Here is a 21,143-nt window from a genome sequence, read left to right on the forward strand (position 1 = left end):
ATGACACAGACGAGGGCACCGCGCGGCGGCCTGCGGCTGCGTGGCGTGACCAAGACCTACGGCATGGGCGAGGCGGCACTGACCGCGCTCAAGGACGTCGACCTCGACATCGAGCCCGGTGAGATGGTGGTCGTCCTCGGCCCCAGCGGCTCGGGCAAGACCACGTTGCTCAATGTGATCGGTGGCATCGAGACCGCCGACCGCGGCGAGATCCAGGTCGCCGGGGAGGACCTCACCGGCCGTCCGCCGCGCGAGCTGGTGGCTTTCCGCCGGGACCGGATCGGTTTCGTGTTCCAGTTCTTCAACCTGGTCCCCACGCTCACCGCGCGGGAGAACGTCGAGGCGCTGATCGAACTCACCGGGCGCGGCGACCGCAGCCGGGTGCCCGAGCTGCTGGAGGCGGTCGGGCTCAGTGACCGTATGGACCACTTCCCCGCCCAGCTCTCCGGAGGCCAGCAGCAGCGGGTGTCCCTCGCGCGCGCCCTGGCCACGGACCCGGACCTGCTGCTGGCGGACGAGCCCACCGGCGCCTTGGACCAGGCCACCGGACGGCAGGTGCTGCAACTGCTGCAGGAGACCAATCGGCAGGGCCGCGGGGTCCTCATGGTGACCCATAACGCCTCCGTCGCCGCCATCGCCCACCGCGTGGTCACCATGCGGGACGGCGGCATCCACTCCATGGAACACAACGCGGCGCCCGCCGACGCCGTCTCCGTGGGCTGGTGAGCGGCGTGCCCGGCATCCTGCTCACCAAGACCGCGCGCGACCTGCGCCGCAGGCTCGCGCAGTTCGCCGCGATCGCGGTCACCGTACTGGTCGGCGTCGTGCTGTTCGTCTCCACCTACGAGGCCTACCGCAACCTCGCCACGTCCTACGACCGCACCTACGACCGGCTGCACTTCGCCGACCTGACGGCGACCGGGGGCGACCCGGAGAAGACGGCGGCCGCAGTCCGCGGCGCCGACGGCGTCACGGCCGTCACCACGCGCACGCAGCAGGACGTCCCCCTGCGCATCGGCGCCGACAAGCTGCTCGGCCGCGTGACGGGGATGCCGGTCGGCTCGCAGCCCGCCGTGAACCGCGTCGACGTGACGCGAGGGCGCGGTCTGTCCGCGAGCGCACCGGACGGCGTCCTGGTCGAGAAGCACGCCGCGGACACCTTCGGCCTGGCCCCCGGCGACCGGCTGCGGGCGTTCGACGGCACCCGCTGGCACACCCTGACCGTGCGGGGCGTCGCGGTGTCCCCCGAGTATCTGTGGCCCGCCCGCAACCGGCAGGAGGTGCTCGCCGACCCGCACTCCTTCGCGGTCGTGTTCGCCCCGGAGCGGACGGTGCGGACCCTGGCGGGCCCTGACGCCGCCCCGCAGACGCTGGTGCGCCTGTCCCAGGAGGCGCGGGGCTCCGGGGCCGCGGGCGCCGTCGCCGCCCGGCTGCGCTCGGCCGGGGCGTTCGACGTGATCGAGCGGGCCGAGCAGGCGTCCAACGCCACGCTGCGCGAGGACCTCAAGGGCTTCGAGCAGCTCGCCCTGGGCTTCCCCGTGCTGTTCCTGTCAGCCGCGGCGATCGCCGCGTACGTCCTGATCACCCGGATGGTGCTCGCCGAACGGAAGGTGATCGCCACCTTCCTCGCCGCGGGCGCGCCACGGGGCGCCGTCGTGCGCCACTACCTCGGGCACGGCCTCGTCGCGGGGACGACCGGAGCCGTCCTCGGGGTGGTCCTGGGTCTGTTCGCCACGTCCGCGGTCAGCCACGCCTACACCAACGCCCTCGACATTCCCGACACCGTGGTGGAGCACCGCCCACTGATCGTGGTGGTGGGCGTGGTCTTCGGCCTCGTCGTGGGTGTGGCCGGCGGTCTCGCACCGGCCCTGTCGGCATCGCGCACGGCGCCGGCCGAGGCCATGCGCGGGGACGGCGGCACACTGAAGCCGCCGGGCCCGTGGAGCCGTGCGGTGGGGCGGGCCCGCGGACTGCCGGTGGTGGGGCGTCTCGCTCTGCGCGAGCTCACCCGCAGTCGGCGGCGGACTCTGGCCACGATGACCGGCACGGTGCTGGCCCTGGTCCTCGTCCTCGCCTCCACCGGCATGATCACCAGCATGCGGTCGCTGATGGACACCCACTTCGGCGAGGTCCAGCGGCAGGACGCCACCGTCACCGCGAGTCGGCGGGCGCCCGACCTGACGGCGCGGCTGCGCGCCATCCCGCGTGTGGCGGCGGTCGAGCGGGTGACGACGGTACCGGTCACCGCGTCGGCCGGAACGCGTTCCTACGCCACCTCGCTCAGCGGTCACCGGCCGGACACCCGGATGCACGGGTTCCGCACGGACGACGGCGGCACCAGGGAACTCCCGTCCGACGGGATCCTGGCGGGCAAGGCGCTCGCCGGGAAGCTGAAGGTGCGCGTCGGGGACACCCTGCGCGTCCACACACCGGGCGGCGCGACACACGGCGTCCGCCTGGCGGGACTGGTGGACGAGCCGATCGGCACCGCCCTGTACGGCACGCGGGACACCGTGGAGGCGCTCACCGGGGCGCCCGCCCTCACCTACCAGCTGCGCCTCGACGACGGCACCGGCACCGGCGGGCGGGACGAGGTGCGGTCGGCGGTCTCCCGCATCGACGGCGTGGTCGCCTACGCGGACAGCCAGGCGCTGCGGCACCAGGTCGACACCTACCTCCGCCTGTTCTGGATCTTCGTGGGGGTGATGCTCGTCTTCGGCGGCGTGCTGGCCCTGACCGTCATCTACGTCACCATGACCGTCAACGTCGCCGAGCGGACCTCGGAACTGGCCACGCTGCGGGCCGCCGGGGTGTCACTGCGCCGCATCGCCGGGATGCTGGCCACGGAGAACCTCACGGCCACCGTGCTGGCGGTACCGCTCGGGCTGCTCGCCGGCGCGGCCGCGGCCTGGGAGTCGCTGCGGGCGTTCGACAGCGACATGTTCTCGCTGGAGCTGGACCTGGGCTGGCCCACGCTGCTGGCCGCCGCGCTGGCCATGCCGGCGGCCTCGCTGCTCTCCCAGATCCCGGCGGTGCGCATGGTGCGCGACCTGGACGTCGCCAAGGTCGTACGGGAACGGTCGCAGTAGGCAGGGCCGGGCCCGGCGCCCCGCCGTGCCGTCCGCGGACGGAGAGCCGGGTCGTACACGGACGGGAGAGCCCCCGCCGGTTCGGCGGGGGCTCTCCCGTGCTGCGCCCCTTGCGGGGCGGGGCCTCAGCCCTCGACCACCTCGACGGTGCCGGCCGCTCCGTCGACCACCACCATGTCGCCGGTGTTGACGACCTGGGTGGCGTGCCTGGTGTTGACCACCGACGGCACGTTGAACTCGCGGGCCACGATCGAGCTGTGCGAGAGCATCGACCCGACGTCGGTGACGACGCCGCCCGCGATGGCGAACAGCGGCGTCCACGACGCGTCCGTGTACCGGGTGACCAGGATCTCCCCCGGCTGGAACTCGTCGGCCTGCCACACCAGGTCCTCGACCACACGGGCCCGGCCGACGACACGCCCCGGGCTCGCGCCCAGGCCCGTCAGGCGGGCCCCGGCGGCCACGGGAGGGGCGGCGGCGGTGATGTCGTACTCCCCGACGAACGCGAGCGGCGGCTCGGGCAGCCGCCTGTGGTACTCGTGCAGTCGCCGCGCCGCGTCGATCCGGATCCGGTCGAACGCCTCCGTCTCGTGGGCGTCGGACGCCAGGTAGCCGCGTACGTCCTCGAAGTCGAGGTGGGCGACCTCGTCCAGGGAGTGCAGCACACCGGCCCGCACCAGGCGCCGGCCCACCTCGTACACCACGTTCCTGATCAGCCAGATGGTCGTGATCATCGACATGCGGGTGGTCTCACGGAGCTCGCTGCACAGCCGGTACAGCCCGATGACCGTCTCCAGCGTCTTCCGCTTCGGCAACGGCAGCCGCTCGAGCACCTGACGGGAGGTGTCGTGGTGGCCGCTGCCGCGCCGCAGGATGTCCTCGATGGAGAAGCCGTCGGCGGCGTACCGCCGGATCATCTGGAAGACGTACGACGGATCGTCGATCCACCGCGGGTGGGTGAGCTCCATCTCCTGGTGGCCGCGCGTGCCGTTGGCCCGCAGGAACGGCTCCATGTGCCGGTCCCAGAACACGCGGCCCTCGGCGTCGTCGCGCAGCGCGCGCTCGATCCGCTCCAGCGGCTCGTCGTCGATGATCCGCAGCACGCGGGGAGCGTCCTTGGCGGCCTGCGCCACGGCCCAGATCTCCTTGGCCGACTCCACGGTACGCAGCGACGACATGTCCGTCTTGATGCGGTTCTGCAGGTTGTGGCCCTCGTCGCCGAGCCACTTGGCGCACAGTTCGGTCAGCACTCCGTAGAAGCCGAAGGCGTTGATGTAGTACGGCATGTAGCCCACGTGCGCGTCGTGGAAACTGCCGAGGTGGCGGTCGAGTTCGGCCCGCAGTTCGGGCCTGCTCATGCGGGTCTGGTCCAGTCGCCGCGCGCGGTCGAACTCGTACAGGCGTGAGCGGACCATCCGCCGCGCCCGTGCCTTCAGTTCGGTGACCTCGCGCGCCGTGTGCCGCAGCCAGAAGGCCGTCGACCGGGCGCCTTCCAGACCGGCGGGGAAGGCGCCGAACGGGTTGCGGTACCGGGTGAGGTCCACCTCCTCGCTGACGAAGCGGCCGGTGAAGCGACGCTGGTCGCGGGTGGGCGGGCACTGGCCCAGCAGGTGGGCGCCGTAGGAGATGTTGAGGTAGACGTGCCCGTGGAAGTACCCCATGTGCAGGTCCGCGTCGCCGGTGTCGCGGACACCGAGCGCGGCGGCGCAGTCCCGGTGGACGTGCTGCTGGTAGTGGCGGGCGAAGCTGAGCCCCAGTGGCGTCATCAGCCCGACGAAGATCTCGCCGATGTCCATGCGCGACCAGAGGGTGCCGCTGCGGATCTCCTCCGGCTGCTCGCTGACATAGGGGCTGCGGGCGCCGGCGGCTCGGGCGGTCGGGTCCGTGTCCGGGGTGGGCCGTACGGTCGTGATGGGGCGGGTCTGCAGGAGGTGGAACGCGCCGTCCCGCAGGGCCCACTCGATGTCCTGCTCGCAGCCGTAGTGGTCGCGGACCCGTACGGCGATCCCCACGAGCTCGCCGAGCTGCTCTCGGCTCAGGCAGGGCACGTCGCGGGCGGCCGCGTCCACCTTGGTCAGGCCGATCCTCCCCGGTTCCAGCGGGGCGCACTTGGTGACCTTGTGGCGGACGCGCTCCTCGGTCACCTCCAGGGAACGGTCGTCCACGACGAAGAAGTCGCTGGACACCCGGCCCGAGACCAGCCCCTCCCCCAGGCCCTGGCAGGCCTCCACGACGATCCGGTGCGCACGGCCGCCGACCGGGTCGACGGTGAACAGGACGCCGCTGACGTCGGCGTGGACCATCTCCTGCACGACCACGGCGATGGATCCGGGTGTGCCGTCACCGGCGCGGTAGGCGGCGGCGCGGTCGGACCACAGGGAGGCCCAGCAGCGCCGCACCGCGTCCAGCAGGCCGTCGTCCCCGCACACGTCGAGGACGGTGTCGTGCTGCCCGGCGAAGGACTGCGTGCCGGAGTCCTCCCGCACGGCGGACGAGCGGACCGCCACGCGCGGACGGCCCAGCTCCGCGTACGCCGCGACGACCGCGTCGGCGACGGGCCGCGGGATCTCGGTGGCCAGCACCAGCTCCCGGACCGTGGCGGCGTCGGCGTCCCGGACCTTCTCCGCGAGCCCGGTGTCCCGCAGGAAGCCGTCGAACATCTCGGTGGTGAGGCAGAAGGCGGGCGGCACCGGCAGGCCCGCCCGGAGCATCTCGTCCAGCCGCGCCGCCTTTCCGCCCAGGGCGGAGGGGGCCGCCCCGTGCGGTGCGCCGAGGACGACGACGTGGTCCGGGTCGCGGGGCGCCGCCGTCGGATCGGTGGTCTTCATGGTCGCTGTCTCCTCGGCGGTCAGGCCGGCACGCCGGCACGGGTTCCGGTGAAGGCGTGAAACGGTGCGCCCGGCAGCAGCCGGTCCGCGCGGACGTCGCCGAAGCCGGCGGTCGTCAACTGCCGGGCGAGCTCGTCCGGTCGGGGCAGCGGGCCACCGAAGTCGGCGTACTCGAACCAGAGGTTGAGGGCCTCCAGTCCGCTGTTCCCGCCCCGGCAGGAGGTGGTCAGCAGCAGCTTCCCGCCGGGCGACAGCAGGGCGCGGGCGCGGCGCAGCGCCGACACCCGCTCGTCGTGCGGGAAGTAGTAGATGTTGTTGTGCAGGGTGACGAGGTCGAACTGCGGCTGCACATCGAGCGTGCGCAGATCGCCCTGCCGGACCTCGACCCGGTCGCTCAGACCCCACTCGGCCACGTTCCGGGCGGCCTGGCAGGCGACGTCCGGCTGCAGATCGACGGCGAGCGCCGACAGACGCGGGTTGCGCCGCGCCGCGTACCGCACGTGGACGCCGCTGCCGCAGCCGACCTCCAGCAGGCGGACGGGCCGGGCGGTGTCGAGGGTGCGGGCGACGGCCCGCTCGACGAGCGGCCGCACCACGCGGGTGGACCGGGCGATGACCGTGCCGTCCTGGTCGGCGAGGGTCAAGCGCCTGCCCTCGCGCAGCATGCGGGGGCCGTCCAGGAGCACCGGCACGTGGAAACGCAGGACCTCTTCGAGGACGGCGGCGACGGTGTCGTGACGCGGCTGCGCGAGGGCCTTGGCCGTACGGCTCCTGAGCCGGTAGCGGCCGTCGCTCCGGCCGAGGTCGCCCAGGGTGACGCCCATCTCAAGCCAGGTGCGCAGCCGGGGCCTGTCCTGTTCATCGATCCGCAGCGCCTCCGCCAGGCTGCCGAGGTCGCAGGGGTGCTCGGCGAGCCGGCGCAGGATGCCGGAGCCCGCCGCCGAGGACAGGAAGGCCGCCCGGTGGACCGGTTCCACGAAGCCCTTGGACAGGGCCAGCAGCAGCGGCGTGCGCGGGGTGGCGAGGACCCTGGTCGCGGTGAGCAGGTCGGCGACGGGTTTACCGGTGCTCCGGGTGACGTTCTTGGCCAGGCTCAGCAGGTCCATGATCGGTTCCTTGAGGAGGGGGAGGCGGGGGTACCGGTGTCCGTCGCGCCGCGGACGCGGCCGAGTTCGGCGCGCAGTTCGCGCAGCAGCCGGGAGCGCGGTGCGCCGCCGCCGAGGAAGAAGTGGCCGCCCGTCAGGTGACGGTGGAGGAAGGAGCTCGTGGTGTACGCCCGCCACGCCTCGACGTGTCCGAACGGCGCGATGGGGTCGTCGTCGGCGGAGAACGCGGTCATGGGGCATCGCAGCGGCCGTCGGGGCCGCCACCGGTAGGTGTCGCAGGCGTGCAGATCGGCCCGGAGCACCGGTAGCCGGCGGGCCAGGTAGGCGGCGCCCACCTCGTGGTCCGCGCCCAGGCCGCCGAGGTCACGGACGAGCCGGTGCAGTTCGGCGTCGGGCAGGGTGTGGTCCGAGCGGTCGCCGTACAGGTGCGGCGCGCGGCTCCCGGAGACGAAGAGGTGCAGCGGCTCGGTCCGGCCGAGGTCGCGCAGCTGGCAGGCCACCTCGTAGGCGAGGAGCGCGCCCATGCTGTGGCCGAACAGGACGTAGTCGTGGGCCAGTCGCTGTTCGACGAGGGCGGCGGCGAGGTCGCGGGCCAGCGGGGCGAGGGCGGTGTGGGGCTCCTCGCGGAGCCGGAGGCCGCGCCCCGGCAGCAGGACGGGCACCACGGCGACGCCGTCGCCGAGCTCCTCCTGCCAGCCGCGGTAGACCGACGGGGTGCCGCCGGCGTGGGGCAGGCACACCAGACGCGGCACGGCGTCCGCGCCCGGTGGGGTCCCTCCCGCGGCCCGGGGGAACCAGAGGGACTGCCCCGCCGGGCGGCGTACGAGGTCAGCGGGTGACACGGCGGCGCCCCTCGGGAGAGTTCAGCCAGGCCACGGTGCGGCGCACGCCCTCCTCGAAGTCCACCTCGCTCTGGAAGCCGAAGTCCTGCCGGGCACGGTCGATCGGATAGGACTGGTCGCGGTCGAAGAGGTGCACGGCGTGCCGGGTGAGGACGGGCCGGGAGCGGATGCCCAGTGCGCCGTAGAGCTTCTCGGAGACGGTCGCGACGGCGGTGGCCACCGGCGTGGGCAGGTTCAGGCGCGGCGGCTCGACGCCCAGGCCCTCGGCGAGCGCGGCCACGTAGCGGCGCCAGGTGGTGGGTTCGGGATCGCGCAGGTTGTAGGCCCGGCCGGCGGTCCGTTCCGAGGTCGCCGCGCAGATCATGGCGTCGACGGCGTTGCCGACGTGGAGCAGCCCGGCGGGGACCTCGCCGCCGCGGATGTGGACCATCTGCTTGCGCAGCAGCAGCTGGGCGATCTCGATCACGAAGTCCTTGCTGCCGGGCCCGTACACCGACACCGGGCGTACGACGGTCACCGGCACGCCGGTGCTGCGGGCCGCTTCGTGGACGGCGCGCTCGCCGAGCACCTTGCTGCGGTTGTAGGGCAGGCCGATGTCCTTGGGCGGCGTGGTCTCGTCGCAGGGCCGCTTCGGGTAGCCGTAGACGTCGGTGGTGCTCACGTGCAGCACCCGCTCGACGGTGCCGGCGTGGTGGGCCGCCTCCACGAGGTTGCGGGGCCCGTCGACGTTGGCCGTGCGGAAGTCCTCCCACGGGCCCCAGTCGGCGGACGTGCCCGCGCAGTTGTACACGTGCCGGACGCCGGCCGTGGCGCGGCGCAGGCTCTCGGCGTCCTCCAGGGAGCCGACGGCGACGTCGGCCGCCGCGCCCTCGAACGCGGTCCGGTCGCTGCCGGGCCGGACCAGGACGCGCACGCGGTGGCCGCGTTCGGCGAGGCGGCGGGTCAGGTGTCCGCCGATGAAGCCGCCGGCGCCGGTGACCAGGACGTCGCAGGCGCGGCGGGAGACGGTGGTGTCGGGGACCGGGTCGGGGGTGGGGTGGTCGGTGGTCTCAGCCATGCATCACACCAGGAGGTCGAGGGAGCGTTCGAGGTCGGCTTCGCTGTGGTCGACGTTGATGAAGAACCGCAGGCGGCACCTGTCGCGTGCCACGGCCGGATAGCCGATCGGCATGACGTTGACGCCCTGCTCCAGCAGGGAGTTGGACAGCGCCATGGTCTTCTGCCAGTCGCCGGTGATGACGGGGACGATCGCGGAAGCGCGCGACACGCCGATGTCGAGCCCCCGTGCCCTGGCCTGCGTGCGGAAGGACTCGGACAGTTCCCGGAGCCTGGCCACGCGCTCCGGCTCGTCCCTGATGACCCGGAGGGCCTCCAGGGCCGCCGCCGTGCTCGCCGGGGCGATGCCGGTGCTGAAGATGTGCAGCGGAGCGGTGTACTTGAGGTACTCGATGACGGGTCCGCGCGCGGCGATGTACCCCCCGAGGCTGCCGATCGCCTTGCTGAGCGTGCCCATCCACAGGTCGACGTCGCCGGGCGCGGTGCCGAAGTGCTCGCCGATGCCGCGGCCGGTCCGGCCGAGGACGCCGACGGAGTGCGCCTCGTCGATCATCAGCATCGTGCCGTGGCGCCGCTTGACCTCGACGAAGCGGGGCAGGTCGGGGATGTCGCCGTCCTGGCTGTAGGCGCCCTCGATCACGACGAGCGCGCGGCGGTGCCGGGCGCGGGCGAAGCCGAGGATCCGGTCCAGGGCCTCCCAGTCGTTGTGCGGGAAGGTCCTGCGCCGGGCGCCGGCGAGAACGCAGCCGCGCACCGTGCTGTCGTGGATCCACTCGTCGTGCACGATGAGGTCCTCGGGTCCGAAGAGATGGCCCACCGTGGCCACGTTGGTGGCGTGGCCGCCGGCGAACACGATCGCCGCCTCGGTGCCGAGGAACGAGGCGATCTCGGCCTCCAGTTCGTGGTGCAACGGGGTCTCGCCGAACAGCAGCGGGGTCGCCGAACTCGACGTCCCGTAGCGGTCGACGGCCTCCTTCGCCGCCTGCCGGACCCGCGGATGGCAGGAGAGCCCGAGGTAGTTGAAGGCGGCGAAGTTGACGACGCTGCGACCGTTCACCGTGGCGCGGCCCGTGTTGAATCCCTCGTGGACACGGCCGTAGGGGTTGTCACCGGCGGTGCCGACCTGCCGCAGGCGGGCCCGGTGTTCGGCGTACTCCTCCCACTCCTCGATCGCCAACTGCGGTGTCGGGGACGGGGCGTGCGGCGGCGGAAGGGCGGCGGCGGGGACGGACGGGGCGGGCCAGGGGGCGGGCGCGTCCGCTCCCGGTCCGGTGAGTCCGTCGACCACGTCCTGCACCGTGGGGTCCTCCGGCAGTGCGTTCAGCAGCCGTTCCGCCTGCCGCGGGAAGCGGGCCGTGATACGCCGTTGAAGGTCGGTCCGCATCAGTGAGTCGAGCCCCAGGTCCGTGCTGAGCCGGGCGGACGGCGGGATCTGCTCGACGGAGAAGCCGCACACCTGGGCGAGGTCGTCGAGCACGGCCCGGTGCACGTCGGAGCGCGAGACGGCCCCGGGCTGCGGCACGGGGGTGGGCATGAAGTACGGCGGGACGGCGCCCGGGTGGCTGTGGGACGGGGCCGGTACGAGGGAGTACCCGGGCCACACTCCGCCGGGTGGGGCGTAGGGCATGCCGTCGGGTCCGTGTGCGGTGAGACGGCCGCAGGTGATCGGGGGCGCGCCGTACGCCGTCGGCGCCGGGGGTGGGGGCGTCGGCTGCGCGGCGCGGTTTCCCGACGGGACGGCCTGTGCTGCGCCGGAGGCCGGCGCCGGGCCCGAACCGGCGGCCGCCCGGCTCGCGCCCGTGTCGGCAGCTGACCCGGCCGCCGCCGACACCGTCCCCGCCTCGGCCGGTGCGCACCAGTACCGTTCACGTTCGAAGACGGTGTGAGGCACGGAGACACGCTCGGGCGGGTGGTGCCGGTCGAGGGCGGCCCAGTCCACCTCGCCGCCCGCGCAGTGCAGTTGGCCCAGGGCCCGCAGCAGCGTCTCCCACGCGCCGCCCCGGCGGCGGAGCGAGGGCAGCCACAGGGGAGCGCGGCCGGCAGCCCCTGAGCGGTCGGCGCCGTCGGCGGCCATGGCACGGCCCAGGCCGAGCAGGGTGGGATGCGGACCGACCTCGACGAAGGCGTCGCAGCCCAGCCGTCGCAGGGCGGCGAACCCGTCGGCGAACCGCACGGTGCCGAGCATGTGATCGACCCAGTAGTCGGGGCCGACGCGGTCGACCGGCTCTCCGGTGGCGTCGGAGATCCAGGGGATGCGCGGAGCGTGGAACGACAGACCACGGGCCGCGTCCAGCAGCGGTGCCGCCGCCCCCGCCATCAGTTTGGAGTGGAAGGCGTGGGACACGGCCAGCGGGCGCACGGTGACGCCCCGCTCCGCCAGGGTGCCGTGCAGCGCCCGGATCTCCTCGGCGGCGCCGGACAGGACCAGGTGGTCCGGTGTGTTGACGGCGGCCACCGCCACCGAGGCGAAACCGGCGGCCGTGGAGCGGATGACGTCCGCGTCGCCGACGCACGCGATCATCGCGCCGTCGCCCGGCTGCTCGTCCATGTGCCGGCCGCGTTCGGCGGCCAGCGTCAGCGCGTCCTCCAGGGACAGCACACCCGCCACGCAGGCCGCGCCGAGGGCGCCCACACTGTGCCCGAGCAGTGCGGCGGGGCGCACGCCGAGCGACATCCACAGCTCGGCGAGGGCGATCTCCAGCGCGACCAGGGCCGGCTGGCAGTACCGGGTGCGGGCGAGCCGCCCACCTTCGGCGTCGTCGAACAGGAGGTCCGGGAGAGAGGTGCCGAGCAGCGGGCGCAGTACGGCGTCGGCCCGGTCGAGGGTGGCGGCGAACCCAGGGTTCCCCTCGTACAACTCGCGGCCCATCCCCGGGTACTGGGTGCCCTGGCCGCTGAACAGGAACGCCGTCGTGGGCGCCCGCCCGCCGACGACGTGTCCCCGGGCGACGGCCGTGGACGGCTCGGCGCCGATCAACGCCTCGAGTGCGGCGTCGAGTTCGCCTGCCGTGCCGACGGTGAGCGCGGCCCGGTGGGGCAGGTGCGCCCGGCCCGTGTTGGCCGCGTGGCACAGGCTCGCCGGCGGCGTGTCCGGGTGCGCGGCGAGGTGGACGCGGTACTGCCGGGCCAGTGTGGTGAGGGCCGTCGGGGTGTGCGCCGAGAGGCACAGGGTGTGGGCCGGGCGTGCGGTGGTCACGGGCTGTCCCTCGGGTACGGCGGGTGTGGGCGGGGCTTCGAGGACCAGGTGGGCGTTGGCGCCGCCGAAGCCGAAGGAACTGACGCCGGCGCGGGCGGTGGAGCCGGCGGGCAGGTCGCGGCACCGCGTCGGAACGGCCAGCCCGGCGCCGTCCCAGTCCAGACGCCGGTTGGGGGTCGTCAGGTGCAGCAGCGGCGGCACCCGGCGGTGCCGCACGACGAGCGCCGCCTTGATCAGCCCGGCGATGCCCGCGGCCGCCTCCAGGTGGCCGATGTTGGTCTTCACCGAGCCGACGAGGCACGGCTCGCCGTCGGCGCGGCCCCGGCCGTAGATCTCCGCGAGCGCCTCCCACTCGACGGGGTCGCCGAGGGCGGTGCCGGTGCCGTGGGCCTCCACGTAGCCGATGTCGCACGCGCCGAGTCCCGCCCGGTCCAGGGCGGTGGCCATGACGGCACGCTGGGCGGATCCCCTCGGCGCGGTCAGACCGTTGCCGCGGCCGCCGTGGCCGACGGCCGATCCCCTGATCACGGCGTACACGCGATCGCCGTCGGCCAGCGCGGCGGAGAGCGGCTTCAGGCACACCAGGCCGGCGCCCTCGCCGCGCACATAGCCGTCCGCGGCGTCGTCGAAGGTGCGGCAGCGACCACCGGGCCCGAGCATCCGGCCGTCGGCGAAGGCCACCGTGAGGCCGGGCGTGAGCATCAGGTTCACCCCGCCGGCGAGCGCCGTGCGGCACTCTCCGGAGCGCAGGCTCCGGCACGCCATGTGGACGGCGACAAGCGACGAGGAGCAGGCCGTGTCCACGGCCAGGCTGGGCCCGCGCAGGTCGAGGACGTACGACAGCCGGTTGGCGGCGACCGCCTGGGCGTTGCCGGTCGCCGTGTAGAGGTCGACCGCGTCCAGGCGCGGCAGTTGCAGCTGGGCGTAGTCGTGGCTGCTCACGCCGACGAAGACGCCGGTGTCGGTGCCGGCCGACGCGGTGGGCGCGATACCGGCGTCCTCCAGGGTCTGCCAGGCGGTCTCCAGCAGCAGCCGCTGCTGCGGGTCCATCCGTTCCGCCTCGCGCGCCGAGATGCCGAAGAAGCGGGCGTCGAACTCGTCCACGCGGTCGAGGAATCCGCCGAACGGCGGCGTGCCCACCGCCTGCGGGTCCCAGCGGTCGCGGGGCACCTCCCCGACGGCGTCGCGGCCGTCGAGCAGGAGCCGCCAGAAGCTGTCGACGTCCGGTGCGCCGGGGAAGCGGCAGCCCATGCCGACGATCGCGATGGGTTCCTCGACGGGTGGGCGTGCGGCGTCCGCCGCGTCGCGGGACGGCGCCGCCGTCCGGAACGCCGGTGCGGCGGGGGACGTCGGTGCCGCGTCGGTGCCGAGCCGGGCGGCGAGGTCCCTGACCGAGGGGTGGTCGAAGACGAGGCCGGCTCGCAGCGGTGTGCCGAGCCAGTCGCCGAGTTCACCGGCGACCGCCACCGCCTGCTTGGAGTCGAGTCCCAGGGACGCGAACGGCTGGGTGGGGTCGACGGTCACGGCGGGCAGGCCGAGCCGGGCGGCGATCCGCTCGGTCAGCCAGGTCTCGATCTGCGCGCTGCCGGGTGCCGTCCGGCCCGGCCCGGTGCCTGAGCCGTCGCCGAGGCGGGAGTCGACGAGGGCGACCAGGGTGTCGGTGTGCGGGCGGACCAGCAGCTCACCCACCGGGACCTGGACGCCGAGCCGCCGCTCCAGGCGATGGACGGCGTCCAGGAGACGGGGGTAGTCGAGCCCGAGGTCGGTGAAGGCGCCGCCTCCTTCGGCGAGGGACGGTTCCGGGCCCGAGTCCCGGCCCGCCGCGGACTCGGCCAGAGCCCGGCGGACCATGTCCGTCACCCGTGCCCGGCGTTCGGCGGGCGGGAGGCGGTCGAGGGCCGCTCGGTCGGGGAGGGCGCCGTCTTCCGCCGTCGGCGGTTCCGCCTCCTGTACGACGCTGGCCGCCACGACGGTCATCCGCAGGTCCAGGAAGGACTGGCGCGCCGCCTGGCGCTGGAGCTTGCCGCTGGTGGTCTTCGGCACCGTGGACCGCTTGACCAGGGCGATGGTGTGCGGCGTGACCTGGTGCTCGTCGGCGACGGCGGCGCGCAGCCGGGCCAGGACGGCCACCGGGTCGTCGGCGCCCGGGCGGCCGCCGAGTTCGCAGACGAGCGCGAGCTGCTCGCCCTCCGCGGTCGGCACGCCGAAGGCAGCCCCGTTGCCGGGACGTACGGCCTCGGTGGCCCGTTCCGCGGTGAGCTCGATGTCGTGCGGATGGACGTTGCGGCCCTGCACGACGACGACGTCCTTGACGCGGCCGGCGACATACAGCTCGCCGTCCCTCTGGAAACCCAGGTCGCCGGTGCGCAGCCAGGCGGTGCCGGGTTCGCCGTCGATGCGGGCGCCGAACGTCTCGGCGTCGGCTTCGGGGCGGCCCCGGTAGCCGCGGGCCACGCCCGGGCCGCTGACCCAGATCTCGCCGACGGCGTCCCCGGTGACGCGCCGCCGGGTGGCGGTGTCGACGACGGCCACCTCGACGTCGGGTACGGCGGTGCCGCAGCCGACGATCCGCGTCGTGCGGACGGTGCCCGGACCGGCGTCCCGGACGACGCCCGACTCCAGGGCCGTGGCGTCCAGCGTCCCGACGACGGGCTCCCGGTGCGGGTCGGCGCCGGTGACCATCAGCGTCGCCTCGGCCAGCCCGTAGCACGGCAGCAGCGCCGCGCGGTCGAAGCCGGCCGGTGCGAAGTAGTCGGCGAAGCGCTCCAGGGTGTCGGCGCGCACCGGCTCCGCGCCGTTCAGGGCCAGCCGCCAGTGCCGCAGGTCCAGGGCGTCGCGCTGCTCGGGGGTGATCCGGCGCAGGCACAGTTCGAAACCGAAGTTCGGCGCCACGCTCGTGGAGGCCCGGGTGCGCGACAGGGTCTCCAGCCACGTCAGGGGGCGCTGTACGAACGTCATGGGCGCCATGAGGTGCGCGGTGAAGCCGCCGTAGAGCGGGGTCAGGATGCCGCCGATCAGGCCCATGTCGTGGTAGGGCGGCAGCCAGGACACCATCTGCGCGTCCCCGTCGTGCCCGAGCCGCAGATGGATGGAGCGGAGGTTGGCGAGGAGGTTGTCGTCGCCGATCACAACGCCCTTGGGGGTGGCGGTCGAGCCGGAGGTGTACTGGAGGAACGCCGGGGTGTCGCCGGTGGCGCCGGGCTCCTCCCAGGCCTCGGCCCCGTCGGTGTCCACCTCTTCCGCGGTGATCCACCGCAGCCGGTCGAGGCCGGTCGCGGCCGCTTCGTCCGCGCTGCCGAGCGCGGCCTCCCGGACGGCGCGGGTGGTCAGGGCATGGGTGGCGCCCGAGTCCCGGGCGATGGCGGCGAGCCGGTGCATGGTCTGGCCGAACCGCGCGTTGTCGGGCGGGTACGCGGGAACGGCCACGGCCCCCGCGTACAGGCAGCCGAAGAAGGCGGCGATGTAGTCGAGTCCCGGCGGGTGGAGCAGCAGCACCGGCCTGCCGCCGAGGTTCTCGCGCAGCAGGCGTACGGCCACGGCGCGGGCGCACAGGTCCAGTTCGTGGTAGGTCCACGTCTCGCCCGTGCCGTCCGTGCCGGTGAGGAAGCGGTAGGCGTCCGCCTGCGGGGTGAGGTCGAGGCGCCGCCGCAGCAGGCCGGCGACGGTCGGTGGTTCTTCTCCTTGCCAGTGCGCTGCGAGGTGCCGGTGGGTCTCTTTCGGGCCTGGGCTCACCATCGTCTCCCGTCGCTCACCGCGCAGCGCCCGCGGGCTCTGCTGTGGTCCGGGCCGCCTCCTGGCCGAGACGGCGGTAGTCGGTCTTGCCGTTGGCGTTGCGCGGCAGCCGGTCCAGGCGGGTCGCCGTGTGCGGGACCATGTAGGCCGGTAGGCGCCGTGCGCAGTGCTGCTTGAGCTGGAGCAGGCTCGGCCTGGTCGCGCCCTCGCGCAGCGTGTAGTACAGGGCGAGGCGGGCCTGGGCGCCCTCGTCGGCGAGGAGCACCGCGGCGTCGGCGACGGCGGGGTGCTGCAGGACGGCCGCCTCGATCTCCCCCAGTTCCACCCGGTAGCCGTTGAGCTTCACCATGCGGTCCGTGCGCCCGTGGTAGACGAGCAGTCCGTCGTCGTCGAAGCTCACCAGGTCGCCCGTGGGGTGCTCACCCCGGCAGTGGCAGGCGGCCGCGGGGTCGTCGGGGCGCCGCCAGTAGCCGGGGGTCACGCAGTCGCCGGCCACGACGAGTTCGCCGATCTCGCCGGGCCGGACGAGGGGCCTGCCGTCGTCGCCGAGGACGGTCAGCCGGGCCCCGCTGATCGGGCGGCCGATCGGCACCGGCACCGTGCGCCGCAGGTCCTGCGGCCGGACCCGGTGGTAGGTGCAGACGTTGGTCTCCGTGGGCCCGTAGAGGTTGTACAGCGCGGCGCCCGGGGGGAGCAGCCCGGCGAGCGCGCGCAGCTGCGCGACGGGGAACACCTCGCCGGCGAAGAGCACGTAGCGCAGGCTCCGCGCCCCCTCCCGGGTGAGCGCGCCGGACGCCGTCAGCAGGTTCAGCACCGACGGGACCGAGTACCAGACGGTGACGCCGTGCTCGCGGATGCCGTCGGCCAGCGCCGAGACGTCCCGCGCCTGGGCGTCCCCGACGATCCACACCGCCGCTCCGGTGGTCAGCGCGGCGAACAGGTCGAGGGTGGACAGGTCGAAGTTGAACGAGGCGTGGTTGGCGAAGACGTCGTCGGGGCGGACGTCGAGTTCCGCGCGGGCCCAGGACACGAACTGGGCGAGGTTGCGGTGGGAGATCCGCACGCCCTTCGGGGCGCCGGTCGATCCGGAGGTGTAGAGGATCGCGGCCAGGTCGGCCGGCCCGACCGGGGGCACGAGGGCCACCCGTCCGGCCGCCACCCGCGTGAAGTCCGCCCAGGTGAGGACGGGAACGCCGGCCACCGTCCCCTCCCCCGGCCCGTCCCCGGTGGTGACGACGGCCTTCAAGGAGGACGGCAGCGGTCCGGCGGCGAGCAGGCCGAGGCGGCGCCGGTCGGTGACGAGGACGGCGGGTTCGGCGTCGGCGAGGACGGTCCGCACCCGGTCCACGGGCTGGCCGCCGTCGAGGGGCACATAGGCGCAGCCCGCCTGCAGGGCGGCGAGGATCGCCTCGGCGTAGCGGGGCTGCTTGTCCGTCCAGATCGCGATCCGGTCGCCGGCCACGACCGCGAGGTCGAGCAGCCGGGAGGCGAACACGTCGACACGCGCGACGAGTTCCCGGTACGTCACCGTCTCCTGGCCGACGATCGCCGGCCGGTCGGCGTGCCGGCGGGCGACGTCCCGCGGCAGGCGCATCACGGACGGGCTGACGGCGCAGGAGCCGGTCACGGGGGACTCGGTCGGGGGAGGGTCGATGCGGGAAGGGGCGGTCGCGGAGGGGTCGGAGGGGTTCCGGGCAGCCATGGTCTGCGCCTCCTGCCTCATGCCGTGGCCGGCAGGACGCCGGTCTCGCGGGCCGCGTCGACGAAGATCTCCGCGGCGAGTTCCAGGTCCTCGGGGGTGTGCTCGCTGGTCACGCTGACCCGGAGCCGGGCGTCCCCGAGCGGTACGCCCGGGTAGACCACGGTCTGGCAGAACAGCCCGCGGGCGCGGACCGCCCGGCCCATCTCCATCGCCCCGCGCTCGTCGCCGATGACGAGGGGCAGGATGGCGCTCTCGGAGTTCTCCAGGTCGAACCCGGCTTCCAGCAGCCGCCCGCGCAACGTGCCGATGTTGGTCCACAGCTGCTTGACACGCTCGGGTTCCGACTCGATGACGTCGAGGGAGGCGATGAGTCCGGCGGCCACGCCGGCGGGGATGTTCGCGGCGAAGACGTAGGAGTGGGAGTAGTAGCGGAGGTACTCGACGACCTCCTCGTCGCCGACGACGAATCCGCCCATGCCGGCCAGGGCCTTGCTCATGGTGCCGAGTTCCAGGTCGACCTCGCCCTTGAGGCCGAAGTGCTCGGCCGTGCCGGAGCCGCGCGCGCCCAGTACGCCGGTGGCGTGGGCGTCGTCCACCATCACGCGGGCCCCGTAGGTGCGGGCCAGCCGGACGATCTCGGGCAGGTCGCACAGGTCGCCGTGCATGCTGAACACGCCGTCGGCGACGACGAGCAGGCCTCCCTCGGCGTCCTGGGCGCCCCGTCGGAGGATGCGCTCCAGGTCCGCCATGTCGTTGTGCTGGTAGATCCTGCGGACGGCGCCGGAGAGCCTGGCCCCGTCCAGGATGCTCATGTGGTTGAGCTTGTCGGTCACGAGCGTGTCGTAGCTCCTGACCAGCGCGGAGATGGCGCCCAGGTTCGCGGCGTAGCCGCCGGGATAGACGATGCAGGCCGGGCGCTGCTTGAAGGCGGCGAGCCGCCGTTCGAGCTCCTTGTGGAGCGTGTTGGTGCCACCGATGAACCGCGAGCCGGTGTGCGTGGCCCCGTAGGCGCGGGTGGCGTCGCAGATCGCCTCGACGACCTTCGGGTGGTTGGCGAGTCCCAGGTAGTTGTTGGACGCGAACATGAGGAACTCGCGCTCGCGGCCGGCCAGTTCGTCGTAGATGACGGCGCGGTTGCGGCACTGCGAGCGCAGCGGCATCCCGTACCAGTAGTGCTGTTCCTCCTCGCGCCTGCGCAGGTACGGGCCGAAGCTGCGGGCCTTGGCGAACAGGTCGCGGTCGCGTTCCTCGACGAAGTCCTTCATCGAGCGGCGGTCCCAGTCGTCCTCCTCTGCCACCGTCGCCGTCGGCGCCGGTGTCCGGCTCGCGGGGTGTTGCGCGGTCCGGGCGCGGAGGTGCTCGGCCAGCGTGCGCAGCGTGGTGGCGTCCACCGCGGCGGGCGTGGTGCGCGGCAGGCCGAGGGCCTCGGCGGCCTCGGTGACGACGGAGGTGAGGATGACGGAGTCGATGCCGAGTTCGCTCTCGATGTCGGCGTCGGGGTCGAGCTGGTGGCGCTGGTACTGGGTCTGGCGCAGGGCGGCGGTGACGACGGCCTCCAGGACGGTGTCTTCCGGACCTGCGGTGACCGCCGTACCCGCGGTGACCGCCGGACCCGCGGTGCCCCCGGGATCCCGGACGACCGCGGGCCCGGCCTGCGCGGCCTCCAGTTCGCCGCGCACGGCGTCGGCGAGTTCCCTGATGGTGGTGATCCCGCCGTGCAGTGCGCCGGCGCCGAGGCGGAAGCGCTCCCTGACGGCGGCCAGTACGGACTGCAGGAGGACGGAGTCGATGCCGAGCTCCGCCTCGAAGTGGCTGTCCGGCCCCAGGTGCGACTCGTCGTAGAGGGTCCGGGCCGCGACGATGTCCACCACCTGCGCGAGGATGCGCGTCGGGTCGGGCCGTTCGTCCACGGGATCCGCGAGATCTGCGCGGTGGGTCATGCGGCGCTGCCCCCTTCGTCCTGCGGCAGGTCGGGCTTCGGCAGGTCGTCCTTGCGCGGACCGTCCATGCGTGGACCGCCCCTGGGCGGATCGTCCTTGCGCGGACCGCCCTTCCGCCGGTCGTCGCTCCGCAGCCGGTCGACGAGAGCGGCGATCGCGCTGACGGACCGGAAGTTGTCCAGCGACACCTCGTGCAGCGGAACGGTGATCCGGAACTCGGTCTGCAGGAAGTGGACGAGGTCGAAGACCCCCGCCGAGTCGATGATGTTCAGTTCGGCGATCGGCGTCTGCGGCTCCAGCCCTTCGGCGTCGCCGTCCATCCAGACGTCGGCGATGTAGTCGGTGATCAGCTTCTGCGGGGTCATGGTCGTCCTTGGTCGAGTCCGCTGCACGTTTGGTCCCCTGAGTCCTCTGCGCGTTCGTGACGGCGTGACCGGGCGGGTCGAGGGCGCGGCACGCCGCCCTCGGAGGTGGCCGGGGCAGGCCCTCAGACGGGGTCGATGGCAGGCCAGGTGAGCATCGACGCCCCCCAGGTGAGGCCACCGCCGAACGCCGTGAGAAGCACCCGGTCTCCCGGCCTGAGCACACGCTCGGCGTGCGCGTGGTCGAGGGCCAGCGGTATGGAGGCGGCCGCCGTGTTGCCCACCCGGGCGATGTCGCTGACCGTGCGCTCGTACGGGATGCCGATCTCGTCGGCCAGGCGCTCGATGATGCGTTGGTTCGCCTGATGGCTGACGAGGCGGTCGACGTCGCCCGGCCGCCGTCCCGCCCGGTCCAGAACGGCCAGGGCGCACTCCCCCATGCGCCGCACGGCAAGCCGGAACACCTTCCTGCCCTGCATCGTGAAGTAGTAGTCGGCGGTTGCGGGCCCCGTGGCGGTGCCGGCCGGCGGCGGGCCACCGGCCGGCACCGTGATGAGATCCCGGCCCCAGCCGTCGCTGCGCAGCTCGAACGGGCCGAGGGCGCCCGGCTCGTCCGGGCTTCCGGCGCGCAGCACCACGGCCCCCGCGCCGTCGCCGAAGATGACCGACGTGGACCGGTCGTCCGGGTTGAGGATCCGGGAGAAGGTCTCCGCGCCGATCACCAGGGCGCGGGCGGAGACGCCCATGGCGATCAGCCCCGACGCGGTCGCGAGCGCGTACAGGAACCCGGTGCAGACCGCCGCCACGTCGTAGGCCGCCGCATGGCCGAGGCCCAGCCTGGCGGCGACCGCCGGGGCCGTGGCCGGACAGGGCCGGTCGGGTGTCGTGGTGGCCACGACGACGGTGTCGGCGTGGGGATCGCCGGAGGACTTCAGCGCCCGGGAGCCGGCGCCGACGGCCAGGTCGGAGGTGCCCATGCCGTCCGGGACGACGTAGCGCTGCCGTATCCCGGTCCGTGACCGGATCCAGGCGTCGGAGGTGTCCAGCCTCGCCGCGAGCTCGTCGTTGGTGACCAGCCGGGGCGGCAGGCAGCTCCCGATGCCGTCCAGTACGGCAGCGCGGGTCACCGGCCACCGCCGTGATGCCGGTGGCGGTGCCTGGTCTCCCGGCGAAGTCTGTGCCGACGGCAGGAATTCACGGCTGTGCTCCTCGGATGCGGTACGGCCGAATGGTTCGGGTCGTGCCGAGTCTGTGGGCCGGGGCTGACCGCCCGCTGACCGGCGGCTGACC

The 21,143-nt window shown here is 73.8% G+C and carries 11 protein-coding genes; 2 read left to right on the forward strand and 9 right to left on the reverse strand.

The genetic code is table 11. The annotated features are described in order from the left end of the window. A complete protein-coding gene (locus ACPT94_RS10180) occupies nucleotides 1–726 on the forward strand; it encodes an ABC transporter ATP-binding protein (protein WP_360331710.1) in 726 nt (241 codons plus the stop codon). Then, nucleotides 723–3,089, forward strand: coding sequence for an ABC transporter permease (locus tag ACPT94_RS10185; protein ID WP_360331713.1), 2,367 nt, complete (start codon nucleotides 723–725; stop codon nucleotides 3,087–3,089). Before ACPT94_RS10180 ends, ACPT94_RS10185 begins: the two co-directional genes overlap by 4 nt. Nucleotides 3,090–3,214: 125 nt before the next feature. Here ACPT94_RS10185 and redH read toward each other — a convergent pair whose 3' ends face one another. The 9 genes from redH to ACPT94_RS10230 form a co-directional block, all read right to left on the reverse strand. Continuing rightward, on the reverse strand, nucleotides 3,215–5,917 hold the full coding sequence (gene redH / locus ACPT94_RS10190) for an undecylprodigiosin ligase RedH (protein ID WP_360331716.1): 2,703 nt from the start codon (nucleotides 5,915–5,917) through the stop codon (nucleotides 3,215–3,217). Between the two features lie 20 nt (nucleotides 5,918–5,937). After that, nucleotides 5,938–7,023, reverse strand: a complete 1,086-nt coding sequence (locus tag ACPT94_RS10195) for an SAM-dependent methyltransferase (RefSeq protein WP_360331719.1) — start codon at nucleotides 7,021–7,023, stop codon at nucleotides 5,938–5,940. After that, nucleotides 7,011–7,865: a thioesterase II family protein gene (locus ACPT94_RS10200; protein ID WP_425245681.1), complete on the reverse strand. Its 855-nt coding sequence runs from the start codon at nucleotides 7,863–7,865 to the stop codon at nucleotides 7,011–7,013. Before ACPT94_RS10200 ends, ACPT94_RS10195 begins: the two co-directional genes overlap by 13 nt. After that, entirely contained in the window at nucleotides 7,852–8,922 is a 1,071-nt protein-coding gene (locus ACPT94_RS10205) for an NAD-dependent epimerase/dehydratase family protein (protein WP_360331725.1), read from the reverse strand. The genes ACPT94_RS10200 and ACPT94_RS10205 overlap by 14 nt, the downstream gene beginning before the upstream one ends. A gap of 3 nt (nucleotides 8,923–8,925) precedes the next feature. Further along, nucleotides 8,926–15,852 (reverse strand): aminotransferase class I/II-fold pyridoxal phosphate-dependent enzyme, encoded by a 6,927-nt coding sequence (locus ACPT94_RS10210; RefSeq protein WP_425245682.1) that lies wholly within the window; start codon nucleotides 15,850–15,852, stop codon nucleotides 8,926–8,928. A gap of 13 nt (nucleotides 15,853–15,865) precedes the next feature. Continuing rightward, the gene (locus tag ACPT94_RS10215; RefSeq protein ID WP_425245714.1) at nucleotides 15,866–17,443 is read right to left on the reverse strand and encodes a D-alanine--poly(phosphoribitol) ligase; all 1,578 of its coding nucleotides are present in this window, start codon (nucleotides 17,441–17,443) and stop codon (nucleotides 15,866–15,868) included. Nucleotides 17,444–17,568: 125 nt separating this feature from the next. After that, nucleotides 17,569–19,491, reverse strand: coding sequence for an aminotransferase class I/II-fold pyridoxal phosphate-dependent enzyme (locus ACPT94_RS10220; RefSeq protein WP_425245683.1), 1,923 nt, complete (start codon nucleotides 19,489–19,491; stop codon nucleotides 17,569–17,571). Next, on the reverse strand, nucleotides 19,488–19,856 hold the full coding sequence (locus tag ACPT94_RS10225; RefSeq protein ID WP_425245684.1) for an acyl carrier protein: 369 nt from the start codon (nucleotides 19,854–19,856) through the stop codon (nucleotides 19,488–19,490). The genes ACPT94_RS10220 and ACPT94_RS10225 overlap by 4 nt, the downstream gene beginning before the upstream one ends. A gap of 122 nt (nucleotides 19,857–19,978) precedes the next feature. After that, nucleotides 19,979–20,980, reverse strand: a complete 1,002-nt coding sequence (locus tag ACPT94_RS10230; protein WP_360331740.1) for a beta-ketoacyl-ACP synthase III — start codon at nucleotides 20,978–20,980, stop codon at nucleotides 19,979–19,981. Nucleotides 20,981–21,143: the final 163 nt, after the last annotated feature.

It is taken from the genome of Streptomyces aurantiaciflavus (genome assembly GCF_049808595.1).
Taxonomy (GTDB): domain Bacteria; phylum Actinomycetota; class Actinomycetes; order Streptomycetales; family Streptomycetaceae; genus Streptomyces.